Annotated in this window: 23 protein-coding genes; 10 read left to right on the top strand and 13 right to left on the bottom strand. The window is 47.0% G+C overall.

Going from position 1 to position 26,068, the window contains the following annotated elements:
* Nucleotides 1-43: 43 nt before the first annotated feature.
* From AB8599_RS16300 to AB8599_RS16275, 6 genes are all read left to right on the top strand, one after another.
* Nucleotides 44-1,231, top strand: coding sequence for a DegT/DnrJ/EryC1/StrS family aminotransferase (locus AB8599_RS16300; protein WP_407333958.1), 1,188 nt, complete (start codon nt 44-46; stop codon nt 1,229-1,231).
* Nucleotides 1,232-1,340: 109 nt separating this feature from the next.
* Nucleotides 1,341-2,327, top strand: coding sequence for a TRAP transporter substrate-binding protein (locus AB8599_RS16295; protein ID WP_407333957.1), 987 nt, complete (start codon nt 1,341-1,343; stop codon nt 2,325-2,327).
* Between the two features lie 79 nt (nt 2,328-2,406).
* Entirely contained in the window at nt 2,407-2,961 is a 555-nt protein-coding gene (locus AB8599_RS16290) for a TRAP transporter small permease (RefSeq protein WP_407333956.1), read from the top strand.
* Nucleotides 2,962-3,073: 112 nt separating this feature from the next.
* On the top strand, nt 3,074-4,354 hold the full coding sequence (locus AB8599_RS16285) for a TRAP transporter large permease (RefSeq protein ID WP_407333955.1): 1,281 nt from the start codon (nt 3,074-3,076) through the stop codon (nt 4,352-4,354).
* Between the two features lie 13 nt (nt 4,355-4,367).
* Entirely contained in the window at nt 4,368-5,087 is a 720-nt protein-coding gene (locus AB8599_RS16280; RefSeq protein WP_407333954.1) for an aspartate/glutamate racemase family protein, read from the top strand.
* Nucleotides 5,088-5,432: 345 nt separating this feature from the next.
* Entirely contained in the window at nt 5,433-7,247 is a 1,815-nt protein-coding gene (locus AB8599_RS16275; protein WP_407333953.1) for a calcium-binding protein, read from the top strand.
* 146 nt (nt 7,248-7,393) lie between these two features.
* Here AB8599_RS16275 and rocF read toward each other — a convergent pair whose 3' ends face one another.
* The 13 genes from rocF to AB8599_RS16210 form a co-directional block, all read right to left on the bottom strand.
* Nucleotides 7,394-8,323 carry an arginase gene (gene rocF / locus AB8599_RS16270; RefSeq protein ID WP_407333952.1) on the bottom strand — a complete coding sequence of 310 codons (930 nt, stop codon included), beginning with the start codon at nt 8,321-8,323 and terminating at the stop codon, nt 7,394-7,396.
* 268 nt (nt 8,324-8,591) lie between these two features.
* Complete coding sequence (locus AB8599_RS16265; protein WP_407333951.1) at nt 8,592-9,485, bottom strand: hypothetical protein; 894 nt, start codon at nt 9,483-9,485, stop codon at nt 8,592-8,594.
* Entirely contained in the window at nt 9,472-11,907 is a 2,436-nt protein-coding gene (locus tag AB8599_RS16260) for a fimbria/pilus outer membrane usher protein (RefSeq protein WP_407333950.1), read from the bottom strand. The genes AB8599_RS16265 and AB8599_RS16260 overlap by 14 nt, the downstream gene beginning before the upstream one ends.
* Nucleotides 11,904-12,602: a fimbria/pilus periplasmic chaperone gene (locus AB8599_RS16255; RefSeq protein WP_407333949.1), complete on the bottom strand. Its 699-nt coding sequence runs from the start codon at nt 12,600-12,602 to the stop codon at nt 11,904-11,906. The genes AB8599_RS16260 and AB8599_RS16255 overlap by 4 nt, the downstream gene beginning before the upstream one ends.
* 53 nt (nt 12,603-12,655) lie before the next feature.
* A complete protein-coding gene (locus AB8599_RS16250) occupies nt 12,656-13,177 on the bottom strand; it encodes a hypothetical protein (RefSeq protein WP_407333948.1) in 522 nt (173 codons plus the stop codon).
* Nucleotides 13,178-13,301: 124 nt separating this feature from the next.
* Nucleotides 13,302-14,006 (bottom strand): response regulator transcription factor, encoded by a 705-nt coding sequence (locus tag AB8599_RS16245; protein WP_407333947.1) that lies wholly within the window; start codon nt 14,004-14,006, stop codon nt 13,302-13,304.
* A gap of 347 nt (nt 14,007-14,353) precedes the next feature.
* Entirely contained in the window at nt 14,354-15,088 is a 735-nt protein-coding gene (locus AB8599_RS16240; RefSeq protein ID WP_407334412.1) for a MipA/OmpV family protein, read from the bottom strand.
* A 208-nt stretch (nt 15,089-15,296) separates the two neighbouring features.
* Complete coding sequence (locus tag AB8599_RS16235; RefSeq protein WP_407333946.1) at nt 15,297-16,094, bottom strand: phosphodiesterase; 798 nt, start codon at nt 16,092-16,094, stop codon at nt 15,297-15,299.
* A 26-nt stretch (nt 16,095-16,120) separates the two neighbouring features.
* Nucleotides 16,121-16,966, bottom strand: a complete 846-nt coding sequence (locus AB8599_RS16230) for a carbohydrate ABC transporter permease (protein ID WP_407333945.1) — start codon at nt 16,964-16,966, stop codon at nt 16,121-16,123.
* Nucleotides 16,963-17,856, bottom strand: a complete 894-nt coding sequence (locus tag AB8599_RS16225) for a carbohydrate ABC transporter permease (RefSeq protein WP_407333944.1) — start codon at nt 17,854-17,856, stop codon at nt 16,963-16,965. Before AB8599_RS16225 ends, AB8599_RS16230 begins: the two co-directional genes overlap by 4 nt.
* Before the next feature lie 116 nt (nt 17,857-17,972).
* A complete protein-coding gene (locus AB8599_RS16220; protein ID WP_407333943.1) occupies nt 17,973-19,238 on the bottom strand; it encodes an ABC transporter substrate-binding protein in 1,266 nt (421 codons plus the stop codon).
* Nucleotides 19,239-19,343: 105 nt separating this feature from the next.
* Nucleotides 19,344-20,360 carry an ABC transporter ATP-binding protein gene (locus AB8599_RS16215; RefSeq protein ID WP_407333942.1) on the bottom strand — a complete coding sequence of 339 codons (1,017 nt, stop codon included), beginning with the start codon at nt 20,358-20,360 and terminating at the stop codon, nt 19,344-19,346.
* Nucleotides 20,360-21,154 (bottom strand): DeoR/GlpR family DNA-binding transcription regulator, encoded by a 795-nt coding sequence (locus tag AB8599_RS16210; protein WP_407333941.1) that lies wholly within the window; start codon nt 21,152-21,154, stop codon nt 20,360-20,362. The genes AB8599_RS16215 and AB8599_RS16210 overlap by 1 nt, the downstream gene beginning before the upstream one ends.
* 411 nt (nt 21,155-21,565) lie before the next feature.
* Between AB8599_RS16210 and AB8599_RS16205 the strand changes: the two genes are divergently transcribed.
* The 4 genes from AB8599_RS16205 (at nt 21,566) to AB8599_RS16190 (ending at nt 25,699) form a co-directional block, all read left to right on the top strand.
* The gene (locus AB8599_RS16205; protein ID WP_407333940.1) at nt 21,566-22,159 is read left to right on the top strand and encodes a histidine phosphatase family protein; all 594 of its coding nucleotides are present in this window, start codon (nt 21,566-21,568) and stop codon (nt 22,157-22,159) included.
* A 275-nt stretch (nt 22,160-22,434) separates the two neighbouring features.
* Complete coding sequence (locus AB8599_RS16200; protein WP_407333939.1) at nt 22,435-23,799, top strand: PIN-like domain-containing protein; 1,365 nt, start codon at nt 22,435-22,437, stop codon at nt 23,797-23,799.
* 105 nt (nt 23,800-23,904) lie between these two features.
* Nucleotides 23,905-24,819 carry a hypothetical protein gene (locus AB8599_RS16195; protein WP_407333938.1) on the top strand — a complete coding sequence of 305 codons (915 nt, stop codon included), beginning with the start codon at nt 23,905-23,907 and terminating at the stop codon, nt 24,817-24,819.
* A gap of 292 nt (nt 24,820-25,111) precedes the next feature.
* Entirely contained in the window at nt 25,112-25,699 is a 588-nt protein-coding gene (locus tag AB8599_RS16190) for a hypothetical protein (protein ID WP_407333937.1), read from the top strand.
* Nucleotides 25,700-26,068 lie beyond the last annotated feature (369 nt).

Genomic DNA, 26,068 nt, shown 5'->3' with positions numbered 1-26,068 from the left:
CATTGAGTGCGGTTTGAATGCGCAAAGCCTAAGGAAAACGACGATGCACACGTTTAAAAAATCGTTTACGCAACAAATGCCGATACCGGAAAACGCCATTGCCAGTGCGGTAGAAGTCATGCGTACTGGCAGGCTTCATCGCTATAACACGGTGAGCGGTGAGCGTAGCGAAGCGGATTTACTCGACAAGCAATTTGCCGATTATCTCGGCATGAAATATTGCCTGAGCTGCGCATCCGGTGGTTATGCCCTTTATGTGGCTTTGCTCTGTGCGGGCGTGAAACAAGGTGATGCAGTTTTGTGCAATGCCTTCACTTTGGCTCCTGTACCGGGGGCAATTAACAACGCAGGTGGTGTGCCTGTGTTGGTTGAAACGGCAGACGATCTGACGATTGATCTCGACGATTTGGCTACCAAAGTGAAGGAAACTGGCGCGAAATTTCTGCTGCTTTCTCATATGCGTGGTCACATTGCCGATATGGATGCGGTGGTGGCGATTTGCGAGCAAGGTGGCGTGGCGCTGATTGAAGATTGTGCCCACACCATGGGGGCAGATTGGAACGGCAAGAAAAGCGGCACGTTTGGCTTGGTTTCCTGTTTCAGCACGCAAACCTACAAACACATTAATTCCGGCGAAGGGGGCTTTTTAGTCACCAACGACGATCAGGTAATGGCTAAAGCCATTATTTACTCCGGTTCTTACATGTTGTTTGGTCAGCACCCAACCCTTCCGCCCATCGAAACGTTTGAAGGCATTGCCAAGGGCACGCCCAATTACAGTGGGCGAATGGACAACCTTCGCGCGGCTATCTTACGTCCTCAATTGGCGCATTTAGATGAGCAGTGCGAGCGTTGGAATCAGCTCTATCTCGCCATGGTGTCTGCGCTGTCATCGTTGCGCGGCATTCGCTTAATTGAACGTTCGCCCAAAGAACATTTCGTTGGCAGTTCTATCCAGTTCTCATTCCCTGATCTGACGGCTAACCAGCTTTCACAGTTGGTGAAAGGATGCACAGCGCGAGGCGTCAGCCTGAAATGGGTCGGCGACAGTCAGCCTTCGGGATACAGCAGTAAATATGACCATTGGGAATATTTGCAAGATCAACCCCCTTTGCCACAAACCGAGCGCGTTCTCGGGTCGCTATTGGATATGCGTATTCCACTGACGTTTGAACAGTCAGACGCGGCCAGTATCGCCCAAGTGATCGCAGAGGTGCTTGAAACCTTGTAAGCATCGCGAATGCGGTGTCTGTAGTGCATTAAATAAAACAACAGGTTCTAGAAAGCGGCGTGTTAACGCCTAGAAATTCACGGATGTTATCGACTAAGAGGTAAAGGATATGAAGTTAAAGCAATTGGCAAAATTGGCCGTCATTTCTATTTTGGCACTTCCCGTACTCGTCAGCGCTAAAACCATGAAGGTCGGAATGGGCGACCCAATTGAATCCGATCAGGGTGCGTATGCACTGCGTTTTAAAGACTTGGTTGAGTTCTATTCAGGTGGCGATATCAAAATCAAACTCTATCCCGGTGGTGCGCTCGGCGGTGAAACCGAAATGGTGCAAAACATCCGCTTGGGTTCATTAGATATGGCGTTAGTGGGTATTGGTAACGTGACCCCGTTTTCGAAAAAACTCGGCGCACTCACCATGCCGTATTTGATCACCAACTCTTCTGATGCGGTGTTAATTACCACCGGTGAATTGGGCGAATATTGGAATACCCTCGCCAAAGAAGAAGCGGGCGTGAATATTTTGGGTTGGACCTATTCCAACTTCCGCCACCTGACCAATTCAAAGCGCCCCGTGAAAAACATGGAAGACGTGAAAGGGCTGAAAATCCGCGTTCCTCAAAACAGCATCATGCTGAAATCATGGGAAGTGTTCGGTGCAAACCCGATTGCGATGGCATGGACAGAAACCTTCACTGCACTGCAACAAAAAGTGGTGGATGGACAGGACAACCCGTACATCGTGAACAACACCATGAAGTTCTACGAAGTGCAGCCATACCTGACAGAAGTACACCACCAGTATTCGCTGCAACCTTTGCTGATTGGCAACCGCACCATGGGCAAATTAAGTGAAGAGCAGCAAGCCATTTTGACTCGTGCAGGGTTGGAAGCGCAGCAATACGCCTTGGTATTCCAGATGACGGAAGCGGAAAACGCCAAGCAAAACATGATTGCGAACGGTGTAGAAGTGTTCACGCTGGAAGACGAAGACAAGTGGATTCAAATGGCGAAAGAAAAAGTTTGGCCTGCGTTTTATGAAGACATTGGTGGCAAGGAAAGCTTCGACAATGTACTGCAGAAATTGCAGAAGTAATCGTCCGCTCAATTCGGAATAGTTGACGAACTGTCCAACTTATAGAAGGGGCGGCAACGCCCCTTACAAGGACGTGTCTATGCGAAATGTACCGCAAAATGAACCGAAAAATGTTCCGCAAAGTGTATGGCAAACCTTTTGGCAAAGAATGGACCAATTTGAAAGTTACGCCTGTCAGGCGTTGCTTTGTCTGTTTGTCACCTTACTGTTTATTCAAGTTATTCTTCGCGTGGCCTTCAATTACGGCATTCCATGGAGTGAAGAATTATCCCGCTTCGCCTTTGTGTGGTTTGTGTTCTTGGGTGCATCGTATGCGGCGCGTTTGGCGGCACATAACCGTGTGACCTTTCATTTGAAAATGCTGCCGACCAAAGTACGCACCGGTATTGAGCTGATTGCCGATACGCTTTGGATTGCTTTCAACACCTTGATGACCATCAAAAGCATTGAAGTGATTGAAAGCTTGATGGAATACAAGTTCATGTCTCCGGCACTTGATTGGTCAATGGCCTACCTCTATTGGATTTTCCCTATTTCTTTCACCTTGACCTCCATTCGGATCATTCAGGTTAACTATTTGAAGATAGTGAAAGGGGTTGAGTTCAAAGATGTGGACGATGTTCAGGTCGATTGACGGGTCGTCTCGATGTGTTTTAGCAGGGTTAAGCCGTATAACCCGTGACGATTGTTAACAAAGACAAAGCCGCAATACGGATTGTTGCAATCAAATAGAAAAGGAGTCCTCAATGGAGGCATCGCTCGTTCTTTTCGGCTCATTTTTTGGGCTTCTTCTCATTGGCGCTCCCATCGTCATTGCACTGGGTGGCTCGGCCATGCTGGTGTATTTACTGTCGGGTGACGATTACGTTTCTCTGGTACAAACCGCATGGAACGCCGTGGACTCATTTCCCATTATGGCGCTACCGGCATTTATTCTTTCTGGCGCATTAATGCAGGCTTCGGGCATTTCTCGCCGTTTGGTACACATTGCAGAATTGATGGCCGGCCCAATGGCGGGTGGTCTCGGCTTTTCGGCCATTCTTGCCAGTATGTTTTTCGGTGCAATTTCAGGGTCAGGCCCAGCCACCACAGCCGCTGTGGGCATGTTGATGATCCCTGCGCTCGCCGATAAAGGCTACAACAAAGGCTATGCGGCAGCACTTACCGCGTCTTCCGGTGGTTTGGGGGTGGTTATTCCGCCGAGCATTCCCATGGTGATTTATGGTGTGACTGCCAGTGAATCAATCGGCGCACTGTTTATTGCGGGTGTGGTTCCCGGCATCATGTTGGCAGGTGGTTTGATGATCACCAACTATGTGATCAGTAAAAAGCGCGGTTATGTCGGTGCGGTAAATGATGAACCCGGCGCACTTCGCAAAGCGTGCAAAGAGGGTATTTGGTCAATCCTCGCCCCGTTTGTGATCCTTGGTGGTATCTACTCGGGCATGTTTACCCCAACCGAAGCTGCCGTGGTGTCTGTCTTCTACACCTTGTTCGTGGGTAAATTCATTCACAAAGAACTGACGCTGGATGGCTTAAAAGAGTCGCTCAGTTCCACCACCTGGCTGACGGGGCGTGTGTTGATCATCATGTTCGCCGCGACTGCGTTTGGGCGTATTCTGGTCGAAAACGATACACCCACCGAAATCGCCAATGCGTTATTGTCGATGACAGACAGCCTCGCACTGATCTGGCTGGTGGTGATCCTGTTTTTGATCTTAATTGGCATGTTCATGGAAACCCTTGCCACCATCATGATCGTCACGCCCGTGCTATTGCCCGTTATGGTGCAGTTTGGTGTCCACCCGATTCATTTCGGCGTGGTGTTGGTTTGTTGCTGTGAAATTGGTTTTTCCACACCGCCGCTTGGGGAGAACATGTTCATCAGTTCCAGTATTGCCAAGGTCACCATTGAAGAAATATCCGTGAAGGCGTTGCCATTTGTTCTCGTGGAGATCTTAGTGGTGTTTGTGATGAGTTATTTTCCCGAAACCGTGCTTTGGCTGCCCAGCATGATGGGATATTAGAAGGAGTAAGGCCATGATCGAAAAGGAGATGACCGTTGGGATCCTCGGCGGTATGGGGCCAGAGGCAACCGTTGATTTGATGCGACGCATCATCGCAGCAACTCCCGCAAACGATGATGCTGATCATATTCGCCTGTTGGTGGATAACGACCCCAAAGTGCCGTCACGCATCAAGGCGTTAATCGAGAAAACGGGTGAATCGCCTGCGCCCTATATGGCAAACATGGCGCAGGGGTTGGTCAAAGGCGGCGCGGATTTTCTGGTGATCCCGTGTAACACAGCCCATAAATATTACGACGATGTGGCGCATGCAGTGTCTGTCCCCGTTATGAATATTCTGACGCTGTCTGCGGACAAGATTCTACGTCTCTACCCAAATATTAAACGGGTAGGGTTGTTAGGTTCGACGGCGTTACAAATCACCCAACTCTATCAGCCCGCTTTTGAGCAATATGGCGTTGAAACCTTGTATCCCTGTAACGTTGAACAAACTGCGCTCATGGCGCTGATCCGCGCTGTGAAAGCCAATGCGCACAATGACAAATCAATTGAAGCGTTTAATCGCGCGGCTGAAGATTTGGAAGATCAAGGTGCGGAATGTTTGCTGATTGCCTGCACGGAATTGTCGGTTATTGCCAAATCACTGACAACGGCACTTCCAGTATTGGATGCCTCACAAATACTGGCAGAACATGTGGTTGAGCGAGTGAAGGGAAGGCTTGAGCACTCTTAATCGACATGACACCGCTTCTCTGCATTGAATTTAAGACGACATGTGCGTCTTTTTTTACATTCCAGTTTTAGAGTACCAATTTAGTTTGATTTTCCCCTTAGGATCCTCGCATGCAATTGACTGATTATCGGCTCAACTTTGCTCATCAGGGTTGCTGGTATGTCAGCGTGAAGTCAGAATTCAAACAAGTTAAAAAATCTGACGTTCATGTATCAATATTGATCCATTGCCACCCATTGCTAAATGTGAATGTCAACATATGAAGAAACTCAATGCTTATGCAGGGTCTTATTCTCTCCATTTACACATTGTTCATTTGATCGATTCATAAGGAAGATTAAGTTTATGAATAAAGTAGTTGGTACATTGACGTCAGTTGTCGGTTTGTTCCTAATGACCACAATGAGTGGGCACGCAGCGGCAGCAACTGGCGCAACAAATGAGGAAAAACCACAAGGATGTATTGTGAGCCTTCAAACGGGCGAAAAATACTGCCTACCTGTTGGCGAACGCTCAGGCTACTCCCTGCCATCATGGATCAAATCTCATGAAGTGTACGTGCAGGCGGAAGAGGGCAGTGCAGTCATGCTGTCTGACTACGATAACTTGTCTTACAACCGTCTCGCTGTTTTTGAAGGTACTGTCGATAACCAAAAATTGAGCAGCGTAAAAGCATACAACGGTCAAATTCTTGATTTCTCAACGCCACGCTCAATGCGTGTTGTTGCAAGTAACAAACCCTTGGGTTGTATTGTTAGCCTAGAGACAGGTGACAAATACTGTATGCCAGTCGGTGAGCGTTCAGGCTATTCACTGCCATCTTGGATCAAATCACACGAAGTCTACGTTCAGGCTTCAGAAGGCAGCGCGGTGATGCTTTCTGATTGGGATAACTTGTCTTACAACCGTTTGGCGGTTTTTCAAGGCACAGTAGAAAACCAAAAAATGACCAATGTGAAAGCATTTAATGGTCAGAATCTTGATTTCTCTGCACCACGTTCAATGCGAGTTGTTGCGAGCGATAAAGCATTGGGTTGTATCGTGAGTCTTGAAACGGGCGATAGATACTGTCTCCCTGTTGGCGAGCGTTCAGGGTATTCATTGCCATCATGGATCTATGCACATGAAGTGTATGTCGAGCCTTCAGAAGGCACGGCTGTGATGCTTGGAAATTGGGACAACCTTTCTTACAACCGTATTGCAGTATTTAGCTGCCACACACCAAACTTAGCGTTGGAAAACGTGAAAGCATATGACGGTCAGAATCTTGATTTCTCTGCTCCTCGTTCAATGCGCGTTTTAGCGGCAACGAAAGCCAGTGATCAGGTGATCAACGGAACATCCGGTGACGACGTGCTTCATGGTTGCTCAGGAAACGATGTGATCACAGGCTTCAATGGTAACGACACACTTTATGGTGGTGCGGGTAACGATATCATCAATGGTAGCAACGGAGACGACGTACTACATGGTGGTAAAGGTGACGACAAGCTGTTTGGCGCGGGCGGTAATGATTCCTTGTTTGGTGATGAAGGTAACGACGTACTTCAAGCAGGTTATGACGATGACATCATTATGGATGGTGGCACGGGTCTAGATCTCTATATCGGTAGCGAAGGCAACGACACCATGGTCTTTGATCAGGAAGATTTCTCAAACGAAGCTTTCTTGACCCAAAATGGTACCGTTTATGTCGGCGACCGTGGCTTTGACAAACTGACTGTGAGTGGTGATGCGAATATCGACCTTTCAGGCAGCAGCTACTATGCCAGCGGCAAGGTACCGGGAAGCAAAGCCATTGCGCAAGTTGAAGCGATTGTGGCTGAAACAGGTAACCAAACAGTCACGGTGAATGCGAGTGCGATTTTCTCACAGTCAGACAATATGCAGACGGTGACAAATACTGATCCAGGCGCTTGGAATGGATTTGTGGCGTATCTTGGTGACGGCAACGATACATTGAATGTCGAAGCGGGTATTTGGCAATATGACGCAAACGCTTCAGCGTCTGTAGCAATTACCAATGATATGATTACCTTCATGTCGCTGAGCTTCCAACAGGTTACTGAGCTGCGTGCTTACGTGTTTACTTACGCAAATTCAAAGATCACTGTATGGACAGATGCTGAAACCGTTCAAGCAAACGGTAACGGTCTTTAGTATCAAGCAATCATTCGTTTGAAGTTCGTGTTGAAACAGTAACAGCACAACGCTGAGTTCAAACCGCTAAAAAAGCCCCCGTCGAAAGACAGGGGCTTTTTGTTGTTAGTGCCGTCAATGCTTCGGGGGTTGTGCTTGGCCTTAAATCACAGCACGCTGCGCCCAAAAGCACTTAGCATCAATGCGACAGCGCGTTCAGCAGACACGTTTTTCTGATCCAAGAAGGGATTCAATTCCACCAGATCAACGGAGGTGATGAGATTTGTCTCGGCCAATTTCTCCAACAGCAGATGTGCTTCGCGATAAGTGACACCACCCGGGACAAGTGTCCCTGAACCGGGGATAAACTCGGGGTCGCAGCCATCAACATCAAAGCTGACGTGGAAACCAATAGTGTCTTTAGTGACAATTTCGATGATTTCGTCACTGACTCTGCTCATGCCTAATTCGTCGATATCGCGCATGCTATAAACCTTAACGCCAGACTCCTTGATGAGCTCTTTTTCTTTGGCATCAATGTCTCTAACCCCAACCAGTGCAACGTTTTCGGGCTTAATTTTTGGATTAGCACTCAGGATGCTGGTGAAGTCTTTATCGCCATAACCAAGCAGGTGAGACAGCGGCATACCGTGAACATTGCCTGAAGGCGAAATGCCCGGAATATTCATGTCTGCATGCGCATCAAACCAAACCAAACCAATGTTTTGGTTTTGTTTTTGGTAAAAATCAGCAATGCCCGAGATGGAGCCCATCGCAATCGAATGATCACCGCCGACCACCAAAGGAATGTCACCATTTTCGAGGGCATTTCGCGTCACGACGGCTAAATCACGGCAAACTTGTAGAATTTCACTTCTAAATCGCATGTTGCCACTGGTTTCGACCGGGCGAGATTCTTTGGATGGGACGGCAATATCTAGCTCTTGTGAAATGGTATATCCCATCTTTTTGAGTTGCTCACCGAGGCCAGCAATACGGACGGCAGAGACACCGCCATCTGTGCCTCTGCGTGAGGCCCCTAAATCCACGGGAACACCGATAATTTGAATTGATTTCGCTACGCCTTGTTTTTCCATCAGTTTGCCCTCTCCATTTAGCCCTGTAACACGCAGTCTTCCATATCCCGCCGTTAAAAGAACGTGCTTTGATAACACTCCTTTAACATTGTAGGGTTCAAAAATAAGAAGGGGAGGAAATCTCACAGGCTGATAGGTTGAAAAGAGATAAAGAGATAAAGAGATAAAGAGATAAAGAAGTAAAGAGATAGATGGACGAAGGGTATACGGGGAAAGTGACAAAGGCGCGAATCAGCGAGTGATACGCGCCTTACAAATAAAAGTAAAACTATCGCGCAAACATATTGATGGTCACAACATCCTCATATTGACCCGCACGCGCATAGGGAGACGCCGTATTTTCAAATGCGATGGTCACTTTTTTGCCACGGAATGGGCGATTTCCCGCGTTAAAGGTAACCTCGTCAGTTAAGTTCACCGATTGATCGGCAAAATGAAGCTGATAGGGCACTTGGTTTCGTCGACTTGTGGTGTTGACCAGTTGTCCTTTATTTTGCGAAGAGAAAGCAATGCTGACAAAGCCATTACTTTCCATGTAAACAGGAATTTCACGGCGATTCCTCTGCGTTAAATCACCCAAGTGGACTCTTACCGATGTGCCTGTTGGCTTTAGCCAATCGTCATGGGTATTGATTAATTTCGCGCGGACATAAGGCTTCACTTGGAAGTTAAAAGCATGTGTCTGAGTGAACGATTTGTCTATCTTGGTACCGTTGAGACGAGCTTCGATGATCCCCTTATAGTCACCCGGAGAAAATGTTCTCGCGGAGGGAGCATAGATCCAAAAATCGACGGAAGGCTGGCCGGATAAATTCAGCACATACACACCTGTTTTTCGGATCTTTAAATCCTGACGTGCTGCATTTTTGAATTGATAATGATGTGAAGACATTGGGCCATTGAGTGTTGGTTTTCCCCCTTCAGGCTGCTTCAGTAACATTTTATCGGCGCACTTCGCCAGTTCGCGGTCAAGGGAAACGGTAGCCGGGATCCACACGCCTTTCTGACCCTTTTGGTCTTCGACGGAAGACGTGGTGTTGACGTTAATGTACCAGTTTCCGCTGCATTCATTGTTTTCGGCTTGCGCCAATGCATGGAATGAAACCATCAGCGCAATTGTTGAGCCTATGATCGTTTTGGTGAGCGATTTAAGGATTTGCATCACAGTTCTCCTCGACACATTTCGCGGTTAGCGTTCCAAGGTCAATTAAGCGGTTGTCGTTTTCCTCAACCACGATGGTCAGTGGCTGGTACGTGGAATTGCCGATAGTCATTGTGTAAGTGCCGGGGCCAATACCTTGGGCAAAAAAGCGTCCCGTTTTGTTGGTGAAAAACGAGAGGCGCTTGTCACCCCGTATGAGCTCACCTTGCAGGTAAGAGATGGGAGTACCGTTGTCGGTAAGGAGCACACCTTTCGCCGTGTAGGAGGCATCAGAACCGATCATGATGAGGTGGCCAGTGGTCGCGGCAGGGGAGAAAATGACTCGGCTTTCTCCCCAGTCGTAGCCTATCGGTGCATTCTGCACAGAGAGGTCAACAGTGTTACGTGAATAGGGCATGTCGAGAGGTAACAAGCCACCGATCAAAGAGGTTGCGGCCGCTTTATAGCTCCCATCTTGTGCCACGCCTAACTGTGCTTCGTGGTCAGAAAGCGTAGGGTGAAGTTGAGCAACCACGAATGGGCCCGGTTGTGCGCGACCCCAACCCAGTTTGCCATCAGTAAAACCGAACGCCGTGTTTCCGCGAATCGAAGCCAAATAGCTGGCGTCTGACGAGGTGTTATTTAACTCACTTCTTTCCACTTCGCCTTCCAAACGAACGCGATTTGCGGTGTAGCTCAGTTGTGCATTTTGGCGTTGTCTGGTGTCTTCGTACTCGCCTAGGGCGCGGAATCCGACACTGCCTACACGGTCATTATTGGTTTTGCTTGCATCGATACGAGATTGGTTTTCCCGCGTGTTATAACTTGCGCCCAAGTTGTAGCCGTATTGTTTATGGTTCCATCGCCAATCAAGCGTAAAGAAATACTGGGTATCATCAGATGCCACATTGCTGTCTTGGCTGTAGGTCACGCCTGCGCCTAGGGTGATATCACCGTTTTTCCAGTTCAGCGTCGACGTAATACCCGTCAGTTCGTCATCGTTATTATCCAGATAGTAGGAGCCAGACAAGGTTGCATCCCACCGTGCGTTAATAGAAAGCACATAATTGGCGAGATAGCGTTCATAAGAGACAGGCAGCGCCTTGTTATCCCAAGGTGATGAGGCATAGTTGTCTGCAAATTCCACGCTCAACCTAAGGTTTGGCGTTTGGCTTTCTGGAGCACCGATAATGGCGCTTTCAAAGCTGAGGGAAGTGACATTTCCAGCGTCAGCCTCGGCATGGTTGCTCAGTCCCAAACGGGCAGAAATGTTGCCCCAATCTGAACGTATCGTTGCCAGTCCACCGAAGATTTGGCCATGTTTTGCGAAGGTGCCATTCACACCAAGAGTGAGCCAAGGAAACAAACCATATTCCGTAAAACCGGTTGCCGCCCAAGTATCTAAGTACTCAATGCCATCATCACTGAAGGTAGAAGGCACACCCACGCTGAATGCGTAGTTAAACATCCCTTCATCTAACAGGTTGCTGTTGTAAAACTGGCTGAATACCAATGTTTCCGTTTTTCCCGACAGATACGTGACGTTGACCGTAATGTCATTTGCACCGTTAGACATGGGTAAATTCATCAAATTGAAGCGACCTGCGTCTTGACGCCCACTGAAGATGATTTGTCCGTTGACGATGATTTCCACTTCAGCACTTTCTTGCAATATCAATTCTTGGCTATTGCTCGGGCCGATAATTCTTTGTGGTTGTAATTCGGAATAGTCACTCTCGATGGAAAGCCCACCAAGGCTCACGTTAGATTGAAAGCCTGAAATACCGGATTCAACATCGCCGACAGATGCGCGAAAAGGCGCGTGAGGGTTATCGTAAAATGCCGTCCATTCCCCACGTAACACCTGAGAATCCGTTTCAGACATTTGTAAGTAGTTAGCGGCCTCAAAATGCACACCCGAAGCACCACCGATATTCAGTTGCGTTAGCCATTCAACAGAACTGTAGCGGTCGTGCTCTTGTTCTTCACCTTCCCACCGTGAGTTGTGTGCAAAATTGAAGCTGTTAAGCCAACTGAATGGGCTGTTGTCCGATGGGCTAAAGGGTTCGTATTGTTCACCAAAATCAACATTGGCTAGACCGAGTGCTTTGTCGGTGATCCTTGCTGTCAGAGAAAGTGTTGAAGGGTCAAAGCTAATATCAATGCCGGCTTCAGCAAGTGTATTGAGTGAAACCATGCCATCACTGCTGAGGCTTTCGCTCAGGGAAAGTGCCAACCAACTTTCGTCAGAGACACGTTGCCCCAACAGGTTTTTAAGTTGAGAAAGCGAAACTGCGTCAATATCCATTCCCTGCAAGGAGACAGAAACCATTCCTAGTTCTTTCTGCGAGAGGTTTAGCGGCAGATTGAATGTTGTTGCGTTCGCAGAAGCAGAAAGCAGGAAAAGGAAAAAAAGTGCACGCAGTTTCCCTAATATACTCACTGGAATCCTTTCACATCCACCGTGTTAGGGATTTCATTAGCCGCTAAAAGAGCGTCGATCTGAACATGGACGCGTTCTCCTGGTACCAGAAATTGGCGATTCAGGAGTGAACTAATGTCATCCCATTTCCAGGTGTGCGCAGCGACATTGGTTTTTACGTTTAGCTCTAACTGAGGAATGATAACGATATCCGTTCCTGTGTTTTCCAACACCAAAGAAGGGGCTTCTTTGTTCTCGACATTAACCGCAGCGCTAACAAGGCTAGTGGCTGAGTCGGGTGAAACAAACACCAATGCGCCGATTTGAAACAACATTTTAATGCTGCTTGCCGTTTCATCATCTTGGATGGGAAGCTGGCTAAAAATAACGCGATAAGACGTTGAGGATTCAATGGGTGAACCAATGTACTTCACCTTTACCATTTGCGTTTTACCTGCAGGAATAAGCACCTGAGGGGGGAAGACAAAGAAATCATCCGAATCCGAGAGTGATTCGGGTTTATCGCCTTCAATCGACCGGCTTTTAACAAAGATTTCGATCGGCAAGGGTTGATCAGTGGTGTTGTTAATCTGGAAAAACTTCTCACTGTTGGTGCTCTGCGTTGAGAAAAACGAGACCATAGGCAACAGTTCAAAGGCTTTTGAAATGGGAGAAAACAGCAAAAGCGCCATCAGCGATATTCTGACTAAACGCATATAATCCTCAAAAGGGGGCTAGCGCCCCCAAATATTTAAATGAAAAGTGTTACTTAGTTCGGGTACAAAGAAACGTACATAGCCGTTGTGTATTGACCCGCTTTTTCCCAACCATTAATCGTTGGCGTGATGTTGATGGTGTTCGCGTCGCCCAAATCACCTTGAGTGCTGTTGCTCACATCCATAGATGTGTGAATAGCGTGGCCATTTGATGCGTTATTTGAACCATCAATAACGCCAGAAGCGTCTTTGAAAGCCACATTCAATGGGATAACGTCAGTACCATTTTGGTTCTTAAACGGTTGAGCACCAACGACCAGCAAGCCTTTTGCATTGTCGTTGTTACACCAAGCTTTAAATGTGAAATCACTGGTTTGTGAATTCGTGTTTTCTACATCCAGCTCAATGCTTCTTTCTTGCTGTGTATGCATACGGCAGCGCTGTGGCACTTCACCGCTTAAATCAACATAAAATTGAGTCTGGCCATCTTCGCGAGGTGAACTAGACCAGCCATCAGCGCTTACGCCAGCAGAAAACAGTAGTGTGATTGCGATACCACCAATTAAACGTTTCATCTCTTTCTCCAATGTTAAGACCACCTTGTCTTGATAGGGAGAACTTTAGATGGCATGCACCTGCTTTTGTATCGGCCAAATGTCTATATTGTTATTCATTTAGGGACTAGAAATGGACTAAAGATCACGCTGTGTGCTCAAGGGCGAACTTTTTAGCCCCGGTATCTGCCTGATCTTCAGTTTGATCTTGGTCTTCTTCTAAGAGGAGCGTGCTCAATTGATTCCGACTGCTTTTTCCTGTTTTGAGCAAAATACTGGACACATGAGATTTGACTGTGCTCGGGCTTAGGTGCAGTTGTACGGCAATGTCTTTGTTGCTTTTGCCTTGCAACAGGTGAAGAAATACCTGTTGTTCACGTATAGAAAGGGAATGTTTGGCGCTCAACACATTTACCGAATGGCATGAATTTCCGCCCGTCTTGACGAGAAATTTAAGCGCGGTGGACATCGCTTTCCGACTAAACCACAGTTGACCAGATGTGATGGTTCTGATGGCACGAGGCAACATTTCCAGCGTGAACGGCGAGATGATTAATCCAGAGAAGCCCAGTGAAATCAGGCCAGAGACGCTTTCCTCATCAATATCTTCGCCATTAACGATTAGCCACTGTCCTCCACGTTCTACGGGGGAAATTAACAGTGAAGAGGGGTGTCCCAACGTCGATTTGTCAAAAATCACAATGCTATTTTCCTCAAGCGCCCACAGTTGTTCAGGCTCTGACAATGCGGAAAATGTGTGATTTGAAAAGATGGATTTTAATCCCGCCAAGACAAAGCTGGACCACGTGGCATCTCCGGAGAGTATGTAGACATGTTTATTTATCATCATCCAACGCTTGTTTTTAATTACATATCTTTCAATGGATTATATATAAACATGCGTTTCATTCTTTGACATGATTAACAGTAAGCTAACATTTGATGCTTATGTTAATAGAATTGCGGGTGAGTCGATTGTTTTGAACATACTTCATGTTAAGGCAATCATATTTTGAGGAAGCCGCTAAAGAACGAAATATTCCCGACGGTGGGTAGATGGTTATCAGTAGAGTCTGCTAAATGCTGGCAAATGTGGATTGAAATAGGGCGATATCAGGTTTTTCTTGTGCGTGAAGTGGCTGGGAAATCGCAGGGCGATGGAGTGAGCATCGCCAACAATGAAAGGGCAAACTCGGATCAAAATGTATACGCTGCCCCAATGCTAAATTGCCAGGCCACATCTTGCTGCACCAATGGACTGGCGTTGTCGTGATGTTCAAGCTCTAACTTGGTTAAACCAATGAATTCGTCAGAAAAATCGTATATTCCTATCAAGCCCGATTTATATACCCAAGTGCTGCCTGAATCGAAAGCATCAAGACCAGAGGCACGGCTTTCGTTCGTTGACACCCTATAAAGATGATTCGACAACTTAGCATCACGGTAATCCACTTCGACATACGGAGAAAGAGTGAATGGTTCAAAAGGGGTATGAAAGGCTCGCCCCAAATGCAGTTGCACTTCATAGCCGTTGTGCTCGTTGGTAACATCATGCAAATACGTCAGCCTAGCGCCGACAGTGCCTAAGGTGAGGCCTAACTCGCCATTGCCGTCGCGATCATGGATACCATTTGGAATATCATCAAAATCATCAAAATCATCAGAAACTTCAGCGAATCGCCATTGGCCTGAAATACCCACCCAAGGCAACACGGAATAGTTCAACAAGCTGCCATCAATAAACCCATATTCACCGTTGTAGAAAATATTGGGTTCTACGCCGCCTTTTGCTCCACCGTTAGAAAATACCGATTCTCCGACAGTGACACTGCCACCCACAAAGCCGTAGTTGTCATATTTTTCGTTAGCGGCCACATTGATGGATAACGCCAACAAGGCAAGCCCAGACACGGGGAGTACACAGAGTCTCATCACGGAACACGTCCTATCATTTTTTGTGTATTGAGTAGATAAAGAACAGACGGCAGACCACAATATTGCATCAATGTGGAAATGTTTAGATATTGAGAGATTTAGCAGGGCATTGAGAGCATTTTGTGAGAATTGAGAGGCTTTGTGCTTCCTGATTATCGAAAATTGACATGAAGAGAAAACGACGCGAACAGCGTCGTTTTCTGCCTTAAAACGGATAAAGATCCCCATTTGGTGACAAAGAAAGGTAGCTGCTGCGAAAGCCGTTTTGCCACTCATGAAGCATGTAACCGCCGGGTTTTTGTGTGAAGCCCACTGGGGCGTTCGGTCGGTGGTCGGTCATGAAGCTACTGGCAATAGCGGGGGAGGACAACACGGTCGCTTGGCCCATGTTGCACACAATGCTGTTATGCAAATGGCCGCAAATCACCCGGACTTCTCGTGATGTCTGGTTCAACAAATCGGCCATGTCGTCAGCGCCTTTTAAACCAATGCTGTCCATGAACCGAATGCCAGATTCAAACGGCGGGTGATGGAGGGCAATCAACGCCGGCTTGTTTTGGTTTGTCGCAAGTGCGCGTTCCAAAAAGTGCAAGGTAGATGCTGACAACGCCCCTCCGCCTTGATGGGGGATAACCGAATCCAACCCAATCACATCGAAATCTGAATATTCCTGCACCCAATTGATTTCATCGTGAGGGGCGAACCCCGCAAATTGCGGAAAGCTCGCATTCATGGCTTCGCGGCTGTCATGGTTACCCGGTATCACCAAATAGGGCAAGTTGAGGCGCTCAATCTGTGTCTTAAACAGCTCATAGCTTTCCACATCGCCGTAATCTGTGATGTCGCCTGTTGCGATAATGGCGTCAACGTCACCGAACAACGGAAGATCTTGTTCAATCTTATCTATCGCCTGTTCAAACAGTGCGTAAGTATTCAGCTGACCGGACACCTTGTGTGGCGGCACAGTCAGGTGAATATCTGTTATTTGAATAATCCGAGTCACAATAAAGCCTCTACTTAGCTATTCGACTATTTAATACCCGCACGCAAGAATGCTTGCACAAACTGGCGTTGGAAAATCAAAAACGCGATCAGCAGTGGCGCAACCGACATCATGGTCGCGGCGGAAATCACCGAAATATCGACCCCGTTCTCTGGTGCGCCAAAGATTGAAAGGCCAACGGTCAGTGGGCGTGTATCGTCGGAATTGGTCACAATTAACGGCCACAGGAAGTTATTCCAATGCGTCGAAACCGATACCAGCGCGTAAGCTAAGTAAGTCGGTTTCGCCAATGGCACATACACCTTCATCAAAATGCCGAACAGTGAACAGCCCTCAACGCTGGCTGCTTCGTGCAATTCATAGGGCACGGATTTGAACGACTGGCGCATCAGGAATATCCCGAAAGCACTTGCCATGTAAGGCATACCCACACCCAAAATGGTATCGAACAACCCCAGTTTTGACGTGATGGCATAGTTTTCGACGATCAGCACTTCCGGCAAGATGAACAACTGGAGTAACACCAGAATGAACACGAAATCTTTACCAGGGAATTTGACCTGCGCGAAGGCAAAGCCTGCCAAGGTGGTGATCACAAACTGGCCGATCAAAACAATGGTGACCAAAAAGAAGGTGTTGATGAAGTATTTGATCCACGGTGCGCCTTCCCACGCCACCCTGAAATTATCGAGTGTCCACGCGGACATCACATTGAAGTTCACCGCATCAGACGTGGTATGAAATGCCGCCCAAAACGCAAATAACAGCGGTGAAATCCAAATCACCGCCAGCAGCAATGCACCAAAGGAATCGAGGTATTTTTCAACCATTTTCATCCCAGATACGCTTTTCATTGAGGATACGGAACTCATTGGTAATGCGTCCTTTTATCGAGGTACAAGAACTGTACAGCGGCAGCAATGCCCAGCACTAGCAACACCAATACCGTCATGGCGGCGGCATGTGGCGCATCGAAGAAGGCGAAGGCCATTTCCCAGATGTAATAAAGGATCAGCTTGGACGAATCAGACGGCCCGCCTTTGGTCAGAATAAATAAATGGTCGATGAGTTTGACCGAGTTGATCATCGCGTTCACCGTGATGAACAAGGTAGTCGGCATTAAAAGGGGCAGCACAATACGGCGGGTGTAGGTCCAGCGGCTAGTGCCTTCAATGTCGGCGGCTTCTTTGTAATCGGCAGGAATGGTCTGCAATGCCGCGAGATAGAAAATCATGAAGAAACCCGCTTCTTTCCAGATGGTCACGATGATCACCGCCCACAGCGCGGTTTCGGGACGGCCCAGCCAGTTGACGGATTCAAAACCAAACAATGCCCCAATTTGATCGAGTACACCCAGATCAGGCGTGTAGAAAAACAGCCAAAGGTTTGCAGCAGCAATCATCGGCAGCACGGTCGGCGTGAAGTAAGCCGTTCGGACAAAGCCTTTGCCTGAAATTTTCGAGTTTGCCCACAGCGCCATGATCAGTGCGATAGCAATCGAGATCGGAATGGTCATGGCGGCATAAAACAGGTTGTTCTTCACCACAATCCAGAACGTGGGATCGTTAAACAGATCCGTGTAGTTCTCCATGGCGACAAATTCGGAGGGTCTGCGTCGCGTGCCTTTGGAAAACAAGCTTTCCCAGAACGTCGCTAATGACGGATAAAACGCAAACAGTGTTAACAGAATGGCCGCAGGCGTGAGGAGAAACCACCCATAGAGGTGCTGCCTGCGACGTTCCATTTCCGCGTAATGATTCATAATACTGCTCGGTATGGGACAGACACCCCACCCAAGCGGCGGTGAGGTGTCTGCGGGTTAGATAATGAGTCTTTACCCACTGTTAGTTGAACTGCGACTGACAGTGGTTTGATCTTCTACTGGTAGTTACGAAGCAGACGTTGCGCTGATTGCTGCGCTTCACCCAGTGCCTCTTCCGGCGTTTTATTGCCCGTAAGCGCAGACTGAATCGCGTTGTTCAACCCTTCACGAACACGCGCGGTTTCATAGGTTGAGAACTCCGCCACCGCATGTTCCAGTTGGTTGCTTGCAACCAAGGCAGGTGGGAATTCCACGACGTAATTTTTCAGTGCTTCTGTTTTATATGCGCCTTTGGAAACACCCATATAACCGGTTGCGATTGACCATTGCGCCGCTTGTTCAGGCGCAGTCATAAATTTGATGAGTTTCAGTGAAGCGGCTTTTTCTTCGTCAGAGGTGTCTTTGAAGATGTAGAAGTTACCGCCGCCCGTTGGTGAACCTAAGCGCACATTGCCCGGAAGCATCGCCACGCCGAAATCAAATTTCGCCGCATTTTTCACTGCGGTCAGGTTGCCCGTTGAATGCCACATCATGGCGGTTTTACCTTCAAGGAATGCCTGACGTAGCGTGCCCCATTCCACCGTGCCAGATGGCATCACGCCATGTTCAGTCGAGAGTGATTTCCAGAATTTCAGCGTATCCACCACGTCTTTGTCATCAAAATACGTGGTTAAGCCGTCATCCGACATCAGCTTTTTGCCGTTCTGAATCGCCAGCGCTTGGAACATCCAGTAGGGGTAGCCCGTTGATGGGATCATGATGCCGTAGGTGTCATCGTTGGTGAGCTTTTTGCCCATTTCGACCATTTCCGCCCACGTTGTTGGTGGCTTTTCTGGGTCAAGACCTGCGGCTCTAAACATGTCTTTGTTGTAGTAAGCCACAATGGTGGAACGCTGGAACGGAATGCCCCAGGTTTGGCCTTCTGCCTGACCGTTTTCCATCAGCGCTGGGTAGAAATCTTCCAGCCATGCTTTGTCGGTTTCCACATTAATGACTTCATCGAATGGCGAAATGATCTCTTGGTCAATCAAGTCATACACATCAATCGAGAACATTACCGCAAGCTGTGCAGGTTCTCCTGAATTGAGTGCAGACAGGGCACGAACGCGGGTGTCATCATAGTTGCCCGAGTAAATGGCGTTGACTTTAATATCCGGATTCTGAGCTTCAAAATCGTCTACTAATTTATCGACCACCTTGGTTAGCGAGCCGCCCACGGCAATCGGGTAGTACATGTTTAGCTCTGTGACCGCAGCCGCAGAGGTGGTGGCTAAAGCAAATGTACCCGCAAAGGCACAACTGAATAACGTAGAGAACTTCATAGTTTCACCATTGGTTTAGTTGAACATTTATCTCAAGTTCGATCCCCGCACTGCGTTTGAATCCCATCAACAAGCAGTGCGGGAATAACAGCTCAGCATGCTTTGCTAAGTCATCCTGTTACCTTTGTTATCGAAGTAGTGCAGCGCCGAATCCTCAAAGGTAATATCGACGGTGCTGCCTTCTTTCAGTGAAGCATAGCCGTGCATTTTCACCACAAGCCCTTTGGCGGCAGGGTGTTCTAACAACACGTGCGTTTCTTCGCCAAGGTATTCACTTTCTGCCACCGTGCAGGTTAAACGGCCTTGTCCGGCTTCCACCACGGTCACGTTTTCAGTTCTTACGCCTACTTTGTCAGCATGGTCGCTGCCTGAAATTGTGCCGCCATTGATCAACGCCATCGGCGGCGCGCCAATGAACTCGGCAGCAAACGTATTCTGAGGTTGGTTATAAAGCTCGCGTGGCGAACCGGTCTGCATGATGTGACCGTCCTTCATCAAGATGATGATGTCAGCCATGCTCATGGCTTCGGTTTGGTCGTGGGTGACATACACCACCGTCATGCCGAGATCGCGTTGCAGCTTCTTAATGTCTTTTCGCACCGAATGGCGCAGCTTGGCATCAAGGTTTGAAAGGGGTTCATCCATCAAACACAATGGCTGACCTGCCACAATCGCTCGCGCCAGTGCCACGCGTTGACGCTGACCGCCCGATAGTTCGCCGGGCTTTCGGTCTTCGTAACCAAGAAGCCCAGTAATATCGAGCGCGTTGTTGAGCTTTTCCAAGCGTTCTTGCTTGGGCACTTTTCGTACCTTCATGCCGAACATGACGTTTTCCGCCACAGAAAGGTGCGGGAAAAGGGCATAAGACTGAAACACCATCGACAGGTTGCGTGCAGACGGCGCCATTTCTGTCACATCAAGGCCATCAATATAAATATTGCCTTCATCGGGAATTTCCAGCCCCGCCAGCAAGCGCAATGTGGTGGATTTACCGCAACCCGACGGCCCAAGTAAGGCGACAAACGATCCTTCGGGGATCTGCATAGAAATGTTTTCGACACCAAGCTGACCCTTCCAGCGCTTGCCAATATTGTCGAATACCACAAAGGACTCTGTGTTCATCAAACCTCGCCTCCAACTAACTTCAGACGATCTCCCACACGCTCAGAGAGCGCAGAAAAATCATCACCGGGATGCCGATCCATGATGATCTGGTCAACATCGAAAATACTGCCGCCAACGGCGGGTGCTGTGCGTGTTAGCTTGGTACTGTCCATCACCAACACAGATGTTTTGCAATGGGTGCGAATGGCTTCACGAACGCGCACTTCTGATGCATGAAAATCCAACATGCCGCCGTCTTCTGATACGCCTGCCACCCCAAAAATGCCGAATTCGGCGCGGTAGCTATTAAAGAAATCCAACACGCCATCACCGAGAATGTCGCGGTCAGGCATTCGCAATTCACCGCCGGGAATGATGATGCGATTAGACGGCTCATTACTCAGCGTCATCGCGGCATTCAGGTTATTGGTCATCACCGTCAGTTCAGATTTTTGCGAAAGCGCTTCGGCAACAATGGCCGGGGTTGAGCCAATGGAAATGAAAATGGTTGCACCATCAGGAATGATCTCGGCCACGGCACGCGCAATGGCGCGCTTCTCAGCAGATTTGGTCAATGCACGCTGTTGGTAGGGGGCATTGAGTTGACGCTCAAAGCTTTCCACACCGCCATGCCGTCTGCGTAACAAGTTCTCACCGCAAAGCTGATTAATGTCGCGTCGCACGGTTTGTGCCGACACGCCGAGAAACTCGGTTAGCATTTCGACAGACACATTGCCTTTGGCTTGGGTCATCTCAATGATCAACTCGCGCCGAATCTCGGTTTTAGATTTGAGCTTGGAATCCAGAGTCATACTGCGTGCTTCTCCATTTTCTACTCAACCTAGTTCTTGATTTAACATTTCGCCAACATCTTTGAGCATTTGATTGCTACCAACATTCCTTTGTTGACCAAATGCTCATTTTTGAGTCAATTTATGGTCAAATGCTCATTCAAGTCAGGCTAATCTGTGATTATGAGCATATGGTCATTTCCGTGTTTGCTGGTGCGTATTGTTAGCAAGCGAATGTGAAACTCTGGTTTCAGTCAGATGAAGGTTTTGCGTGTTTATCGCTCATAAGCATGAAGGGAATAGCAAAGTCAGGGCGGCTGCATTAGCCTTTAGCCATGCAGCGCGGCACATTGGTTTTATGAACGCGTTTTCCTGACCACAGACAGGACAAACTGAGCAGAATGAAAAGAATGAGAACGAAAGGGACGTGTGATGACAGTATTTAACAACACCTATTTGGTGATGCGACATGGCCAGAGCCAAGCCAATGTGGCTGACATCGTGGTCAGTGACCCAGCCATCGGCTGCGAACAATATGGCCTTTCGCCACTCGGTGAACAGCAAGCCAAAACCGCCGCCGAACAATACCAAGGCGCACCAATCACCCAGATTTTCGCTTCAGATTTCACGCGCACCAGAGAAACCGCCGCGATTGTTGCCAACACGCTTAACTTGCCAGAACCCAAGCTTGATATTCGCCTGCGCGAGCGTTATTTCGGTGATTGGGAAGGGAAGACCTCCGCCGCCTATGAGCAGGTGTGGGCGCAAGACGCGCTCACGGCGGATAACACAGAAAACGGCGTAGAAAGCACCGCCCAAGTCAGAGCCCGTGCATTGAATTTAATCAATGCCCTCGAAGCCAAATATCACAATGAAGTGATCTTGCTGGTGGCACACGGCGATACTTTACAAATACTCGCCACCGCGTTTAATGATCTACCACCAAATAAGCACCGCACCTTACCCCACCATGAAACCGGCGAACTTAAACTGCTGGTAAAACAAGGCGACGCAATACCGTTTTAGCTTCCCGCTTCACAACATAAAAACGCCAACAAACAGTGCGCCAAGCGCGCACTGTTTGGTTTCTTTTACCTCTACCTCGTTTACTTCAATCCCACGCCAGAACCTTCCATAAGAAATTTGTTGCGACGCAACATGCATATTTAGATAAATATCAGTCAGTTGTACGGAATATGTGACTCATCAATAGTATGGATTTTTGTGTTTCGTGGTATCTTTAACGCCAAAATTGTGGGCATGTCGACTGGGCGAGAAATTGCAGGTCGTCTGAAGTGACGATGAAGGCAGATCGCGTTGTTGTTGGTCTTGGTGGTGGGATTAAACATGCCGTTTTGGGATCTAATAAGCTGTTCAATGAAGGAGGTAGCATGAAGGATCTGTTCCCCGGCCATTTTAAAGAAAGTGAGGGGCATCTTAGAGAAGTATGGGATACGTCACTGTTCGTGTTTGATGCCAATATTTTACTAAATTTGTATCGATATTCAGATACTACAAGAAGTGAATTTCTTCGTATTTTAGAGAAGATAAAAAACAGAGCTTGGCTCCCGCATAGAGCAGCAGAAGAGTATTTTAACAATCGTTTGTCTGTTATCGACCAACAAGAAAAGTCATATGACGACACTACTAAATCGATTAACTCATTAAGAAGTGATCTGGAGAATGCTCGACAACACCCATTTGTTAGCTCGGGGACAATGGATAAAGTAAGTCGAGTATTTGAAGAGCTTTGTGAGGAGTTGAAAAATAATAAATCTGTTCATACTGCACGAATATCGAACGATGAAATAAAAGATGCTCTTGCTTCTATTTTTGAAAACAGGGTTGGCTCTCCTTTTGAAAAAGATAGGCTTGAAGAGCTTATTTTGGAAGGTGAAGAGAGATATAAACAAAAAATACCTCCAGGTTTCAAAGACGGCTCCAAGTCTGGTGATAGTGAGGTTTTTGCTGAGAAATGCAGGAAATATGGTGACCTTATCGTTTGGTCTCAGGTAATTGACAAGGCAATTGAATCAGGAAAGGGTGTAGTACTGGTCACTGATGATAAGAAAGAGGATTGGTGGGAAAAATTCAAAGGTAAAACTGTAGGCCCACGCCCTGAGCTAGTTAAGGAATTTAAGGATAGGGCTAACAACACGTTCCATATGTATCAAGCTGACCGTTTTCTAGAGTTGGCGAGAGAAAATCTAGACGAACAAGTCAGCGACGAAGTGGTTGAAGAAATCAGGGAAGTGAAGCGACGAGATAAGCTTGCTCATAAACGCATGAGGGAGATGGAATACCTCAAAAGACGAAAAATGGAAATGAGCCGGCTATTTGAAGAGTTGGAACGCAGTAAGCATATAATGATGACATACGAAGAAGAGCGTCATATGCTTCAGCAGCGTCTGCATGAATTAGAATCAGTGCGGAATGACATGCGACATCATAAGGAGCATCTATTAAGAGACGACATAGATAATCCGGAATATGAGTACATAATGAAACGATATGCGGCACTTTCTGACGAGTATGCACAAGTTAAGCATGGTTTGGAAAATTCATCGATGAAGCAACAAGATATGCAAATGAAAATGATGGAGCTAGAGAAAGAAGTGTCCAATCGCATGAAAATCATTGAACAAGAAAATTTAGCGTACTCGTAAACTCGCTGCTGATTTTTGCGTTAGCTATATCATGAATTATGTCAATCAATTAGATTATTGAGTGATGTGTTATACATGAGATTTTAATTATTATTTTGAGGCAATATGCAGTACCATGAAGTTAGCCAGCGAGTTTACTACTCTAATAAAGAATACGTTCCACTTGGTGAAATAGCTCATTCTCTTATTGCCTTTGAATGCCTTGTCAAACAAGCACCTGAAGTGCTTGAAGCTCTTTTCCCCGACGCAAAGATTATTGATGTTGAAGTTTTCATTAAGGAGCTTCGTTCCGATAGTGTATGGGAAGATTTAGTTGTAAAACTTATCTTTGGAAACCAGCAAAGATTTGATGAGTGCATTGATAACACGAGGCAAAAATTAGGTATTGAGAAAATCATGAACAATAATCCAAACTTTTTGTCAGCGGTATTAGTAGCAATGATTCTAGCTGGTGGTTCTTATTATTTAGGTAAGTCATCTTCACCCTCTGATAAAGAGGCGAAAGCAACAATTGAAGCTAATAATAATACTATTATTCAAATTGGCGCAGGAATGGTCGATATGACTGCTGATGAATTTACGTCCATCGTAATTTCTGCAATTAAAGACAAAGAGAAGTTAGCAAAGAATGCGCTCAATGTTGTAAAGCCAGCAAAACTCGATGCGAACGCTACAATTACATTTAACGACGACCCTCATCTTAGGATCACAAATGACTCAGTTCGAGCAATGCCTGAATATAAGTCGGCTTCTGAAGAGCTTGAAGAAGTCATTGAAGATTTTCACGATGTAAGGCTTGAAATACGGGCAATAGATCTAGACTCAACCAAAAGAGGTTGGGCTGTGGTTGCTCCATCACTACATAATAAACGTGTAAAGTTGCAGCTTGACCCAACTATCAAACCCTTAGACCTAAAAAACAAACTCTCAATTAATGGGCACATAACTGTTGTTTGGGGGGGAGATAAAAAGGGTAATCGTATTCCAAAACTAATCTTTTTGAGAGACATTCTCGACTGATTGTGAGGTGGTAAATACAGCTAATGCAATAAAGGGACAGCCACTTTAGCAATCTTCTAGTAACCGACACTAAATGTCCGTCTCTATCAGTCTGGTTTTGAAATCCGCCCTCTGCGCAGTGGCTTTGGTTCTTTCACTCACCATCAAACAAAAGTAACTGCCACTCGCAAATTCACTCACCAAAACCACCGCCAAATGACCTGTCTCATAGTTTAACGTCTTGTTTACAGACAGGTTATTTCGGTAAATCCATACTGAAGAAACCATTATTCACATAAGGTTTCTGACTAACATGACAATCACTTCTTCTAAACTCTTTCTATTTGGTGCGCTTATGTTCAGCAGTTTAGCGATGCCTATCGCTCAAGCGGCAGACGACATTAAGGGCGTTAATTTACTTCACACGGCGAATTGGAAGGCGGCGACAGATAACTTTGGTTCGAGCTTCAAAGCGAACAGCCCATTGGTTCAAAATGATGAAATCAATGTTGAATTCACCTTGTACAAAAAGCAGGAAGGTAAGAATTGGCCGTTTGTAGAGCTGATTTGTGCGACGGATACTGCGCTAACGGGCGTGTCTTTTGTTGAGATCACTTACCGTTCTGGCGCAGACGTTTCGGTTAAGTTTAACCAGTCTGATTTTGGTTCAAGCGGCGATGGTTCCTACGCGCACTACCAAACCGTGATCCCTGCGTCTGATGAGTGGACAACGGTAACGCTGAATGCCAATGATTTTGCCCAACCGAGCTGGGCACCTGAAAGCACGAAGAAAATTGCACTCAACCTAAGCAATGTAAAAGACATCTACCTTTCGCCAAAACTGAATTTTAAAACTGGCGAAACCAGCACCTTGAGCGTGAAAAGCCTAAGAGTGCTGTAATTTCATTTTCGACAACGCTGATTCAGTGGGTCGATCGCTCATAACCAAAAGGCCTAACCACATCACGGTGAGGCCTTTTAAGTTTTCGCTAATCGCTAATCGCTAATCGCTAATCGCTAATCGCTAATCGCTAATCGCTAATCGCTATTCGCCAATGGAAGATTCATGCTGCCGATTTGGTGGAATTGTCGACGAAATATCGGAGACGATGTTGGGAGTAGTCAAGATCACTGGGGTTGAATTGTTATGCGAATTTTGTGCAACTATTTTAATTTTGAAGCGCTCAGGGCGAGACTATTCGCTTTCCCAATTTATTGATGCTGCTACTATTAGCGCGAAAAGAGGGGCGAATTCTCCTTCGCATTTCTT

This window comes from Enterovibrio litoreus, assembly GCF_045679545.1.
Taxonomy (GTDB): Bacteria; Pseudomonadota; Gammaproteobacteria; order Enterobacterales; family Vibrionaceae; genus Enterovibrio.
Note: the sequence above shows the minus strand (reverse complement) of the source record. Positions and strands in the feature narration are given on the sequence as shown.

Bases quoted from the DNA above. Each gene is read 5' to 3' on its own strand.
- AB8599_RS16300 (WP_407333958.1), top strand. From the start codon at position 44: ATGCACACGTTTAAAAAATCGTTTACGCAACAAATGCCGATACCGGAA.
- AB8599_RS16295 (WP_407333957.1), top strand. From the start codon at position 1,341: ATGAAGTTAAAGCAATTGGCAAAATTGGCCGTCATTTCTATTTTGGCA.
- AB8599_RS16290 (WP_407333956.1), top strand. From the start codon at position 2,407: ATGCGAAATGTACCGCAAAATGAACCGAAAAATGTTCCGCAAAGTGTA.
- AB8599_RS16285 (WP_407333955.1), top strand. From the start codon at position 3,074: ATGGAGGCATCGCTCGTTCTTTTCGGCTCATTTTTTGGGCTTCTTCTC.
- AB8599_RS16280 (WP_407333954.1), top strand. From the start codon at position 4,368: ATGATCGAAAAGGAGATGACCGTTGGGATCCTCGGCGGTATGGGGCCA.
- AB8599_RS16275 (WP_407333953.1), top strand. From the start codon at position 5,433: ATGAATAAAGTAGTTGGTACATTGACGTCAGTTGTCGGTTTGTTCCTA.
- rocF (WP_407333952.1), bottom strand. From the start codon at position 8,323: ATGGAAAAACAAGGCGTAGCGAAATCAATTCAAATTATCGGTGTTCCC.
- AB8599_RS16265 (WP_407333951.1), bottom strand. From the start codon at position 9,485: ATGCAAATCCTTAAATCGCTCACCAAAACGATCATAGGCTCAACAATT.
- AB8599_RS16255 (WP_407333949.1), bottom strand. From the start codon at position 12,602: ATGCGTTTAGTCAGAATATCGCTGATGGCGCTTTTGCTGTTTTCTCCC.
- AB8599_RS16250 (WP_407333948.1), bottom strand. From the start codon at position 13,177: ATGAAACGTTTAATTGGTGGTATCGCAATCACACTACTGTTTTCTGCT.
- AB8599_RS16245 (WP_407333947.1), bottom strand. From the start codon at position 14,006: ATGATGATAAATAAACATGTCTACATACTCTCCGGAGATGCCACGTGG.
- AB8599_RS16240 (WP_407334412.1), bottom strand. From the start codon at position 15,088: ATGAGACTCTGTGTACTCCCCGTGTCTGGGCTTGCCTTGTTGGCGTTA.
- AB8599_RS16230 (WP_407333945.1), bottom strand. From the start codon at position 16,966: ATGAGTTCCGTATCCTCAATGAAAAGCGTATCTGGGATGAAAATGGTT.
- AB8599_RS16225 (WP_407333944.1), bottom strand. From the start codon at position 17,856: ATGAATCATTACGCGGAAATGGAACGTCGCAGGCAGCACCTCTATGGG.
- AB8599_RS16220 (WP_407333943.1), bottom strand. From the start codon at position 19,238: ATGAAGTTCTCTACGTTATTCAGTTGTGCCTTTGCGGGTACATTTGCT.
- AB8599_RS16215 (WP_407333942.1), bottom strand. From the start codon at position 20,360: ATGAACACAGAGTCCTTTGTGGTATTCGACAATATTGGCAAGCGCTGG.
- AB8599_RS16210 (WP_407333941.1), bottom strand. From the start codon at position 21,154: ATGACTCTGGATTCCAAGCTCAAATCTAAAACCGAGATTCGGCGCGAG.
- AB8599_RS16205 (WP_407333940.1), top strand. From the start codon at position 21,566: ATGACAGTATTTAACAACACCTATTTGGTGATGCGACATGGCCAGAGC.
- AB8599_RS16200 (WP_407333939.1), top strand. From the start codon at position 22,435: ATGAAGGCAGATCGCGTTGTTGTTGGTCTTGGTGGTGGGATTAAACAT.
- AB8599_RS16195 (WP_407333938.1), top strand. From the start codon at position 23,905: ATGCAGTACCATGAAGTTAGCCAGCGAGTTTACTACTCTAATAAAGAA.
- AB8599_RS16190 (WP_407333937.1), top strand. From the start codon at position 25,112: ATGACAATCACTTCTTCTAAACTCTTTCTATTTGGTGCGCTTATGTTC.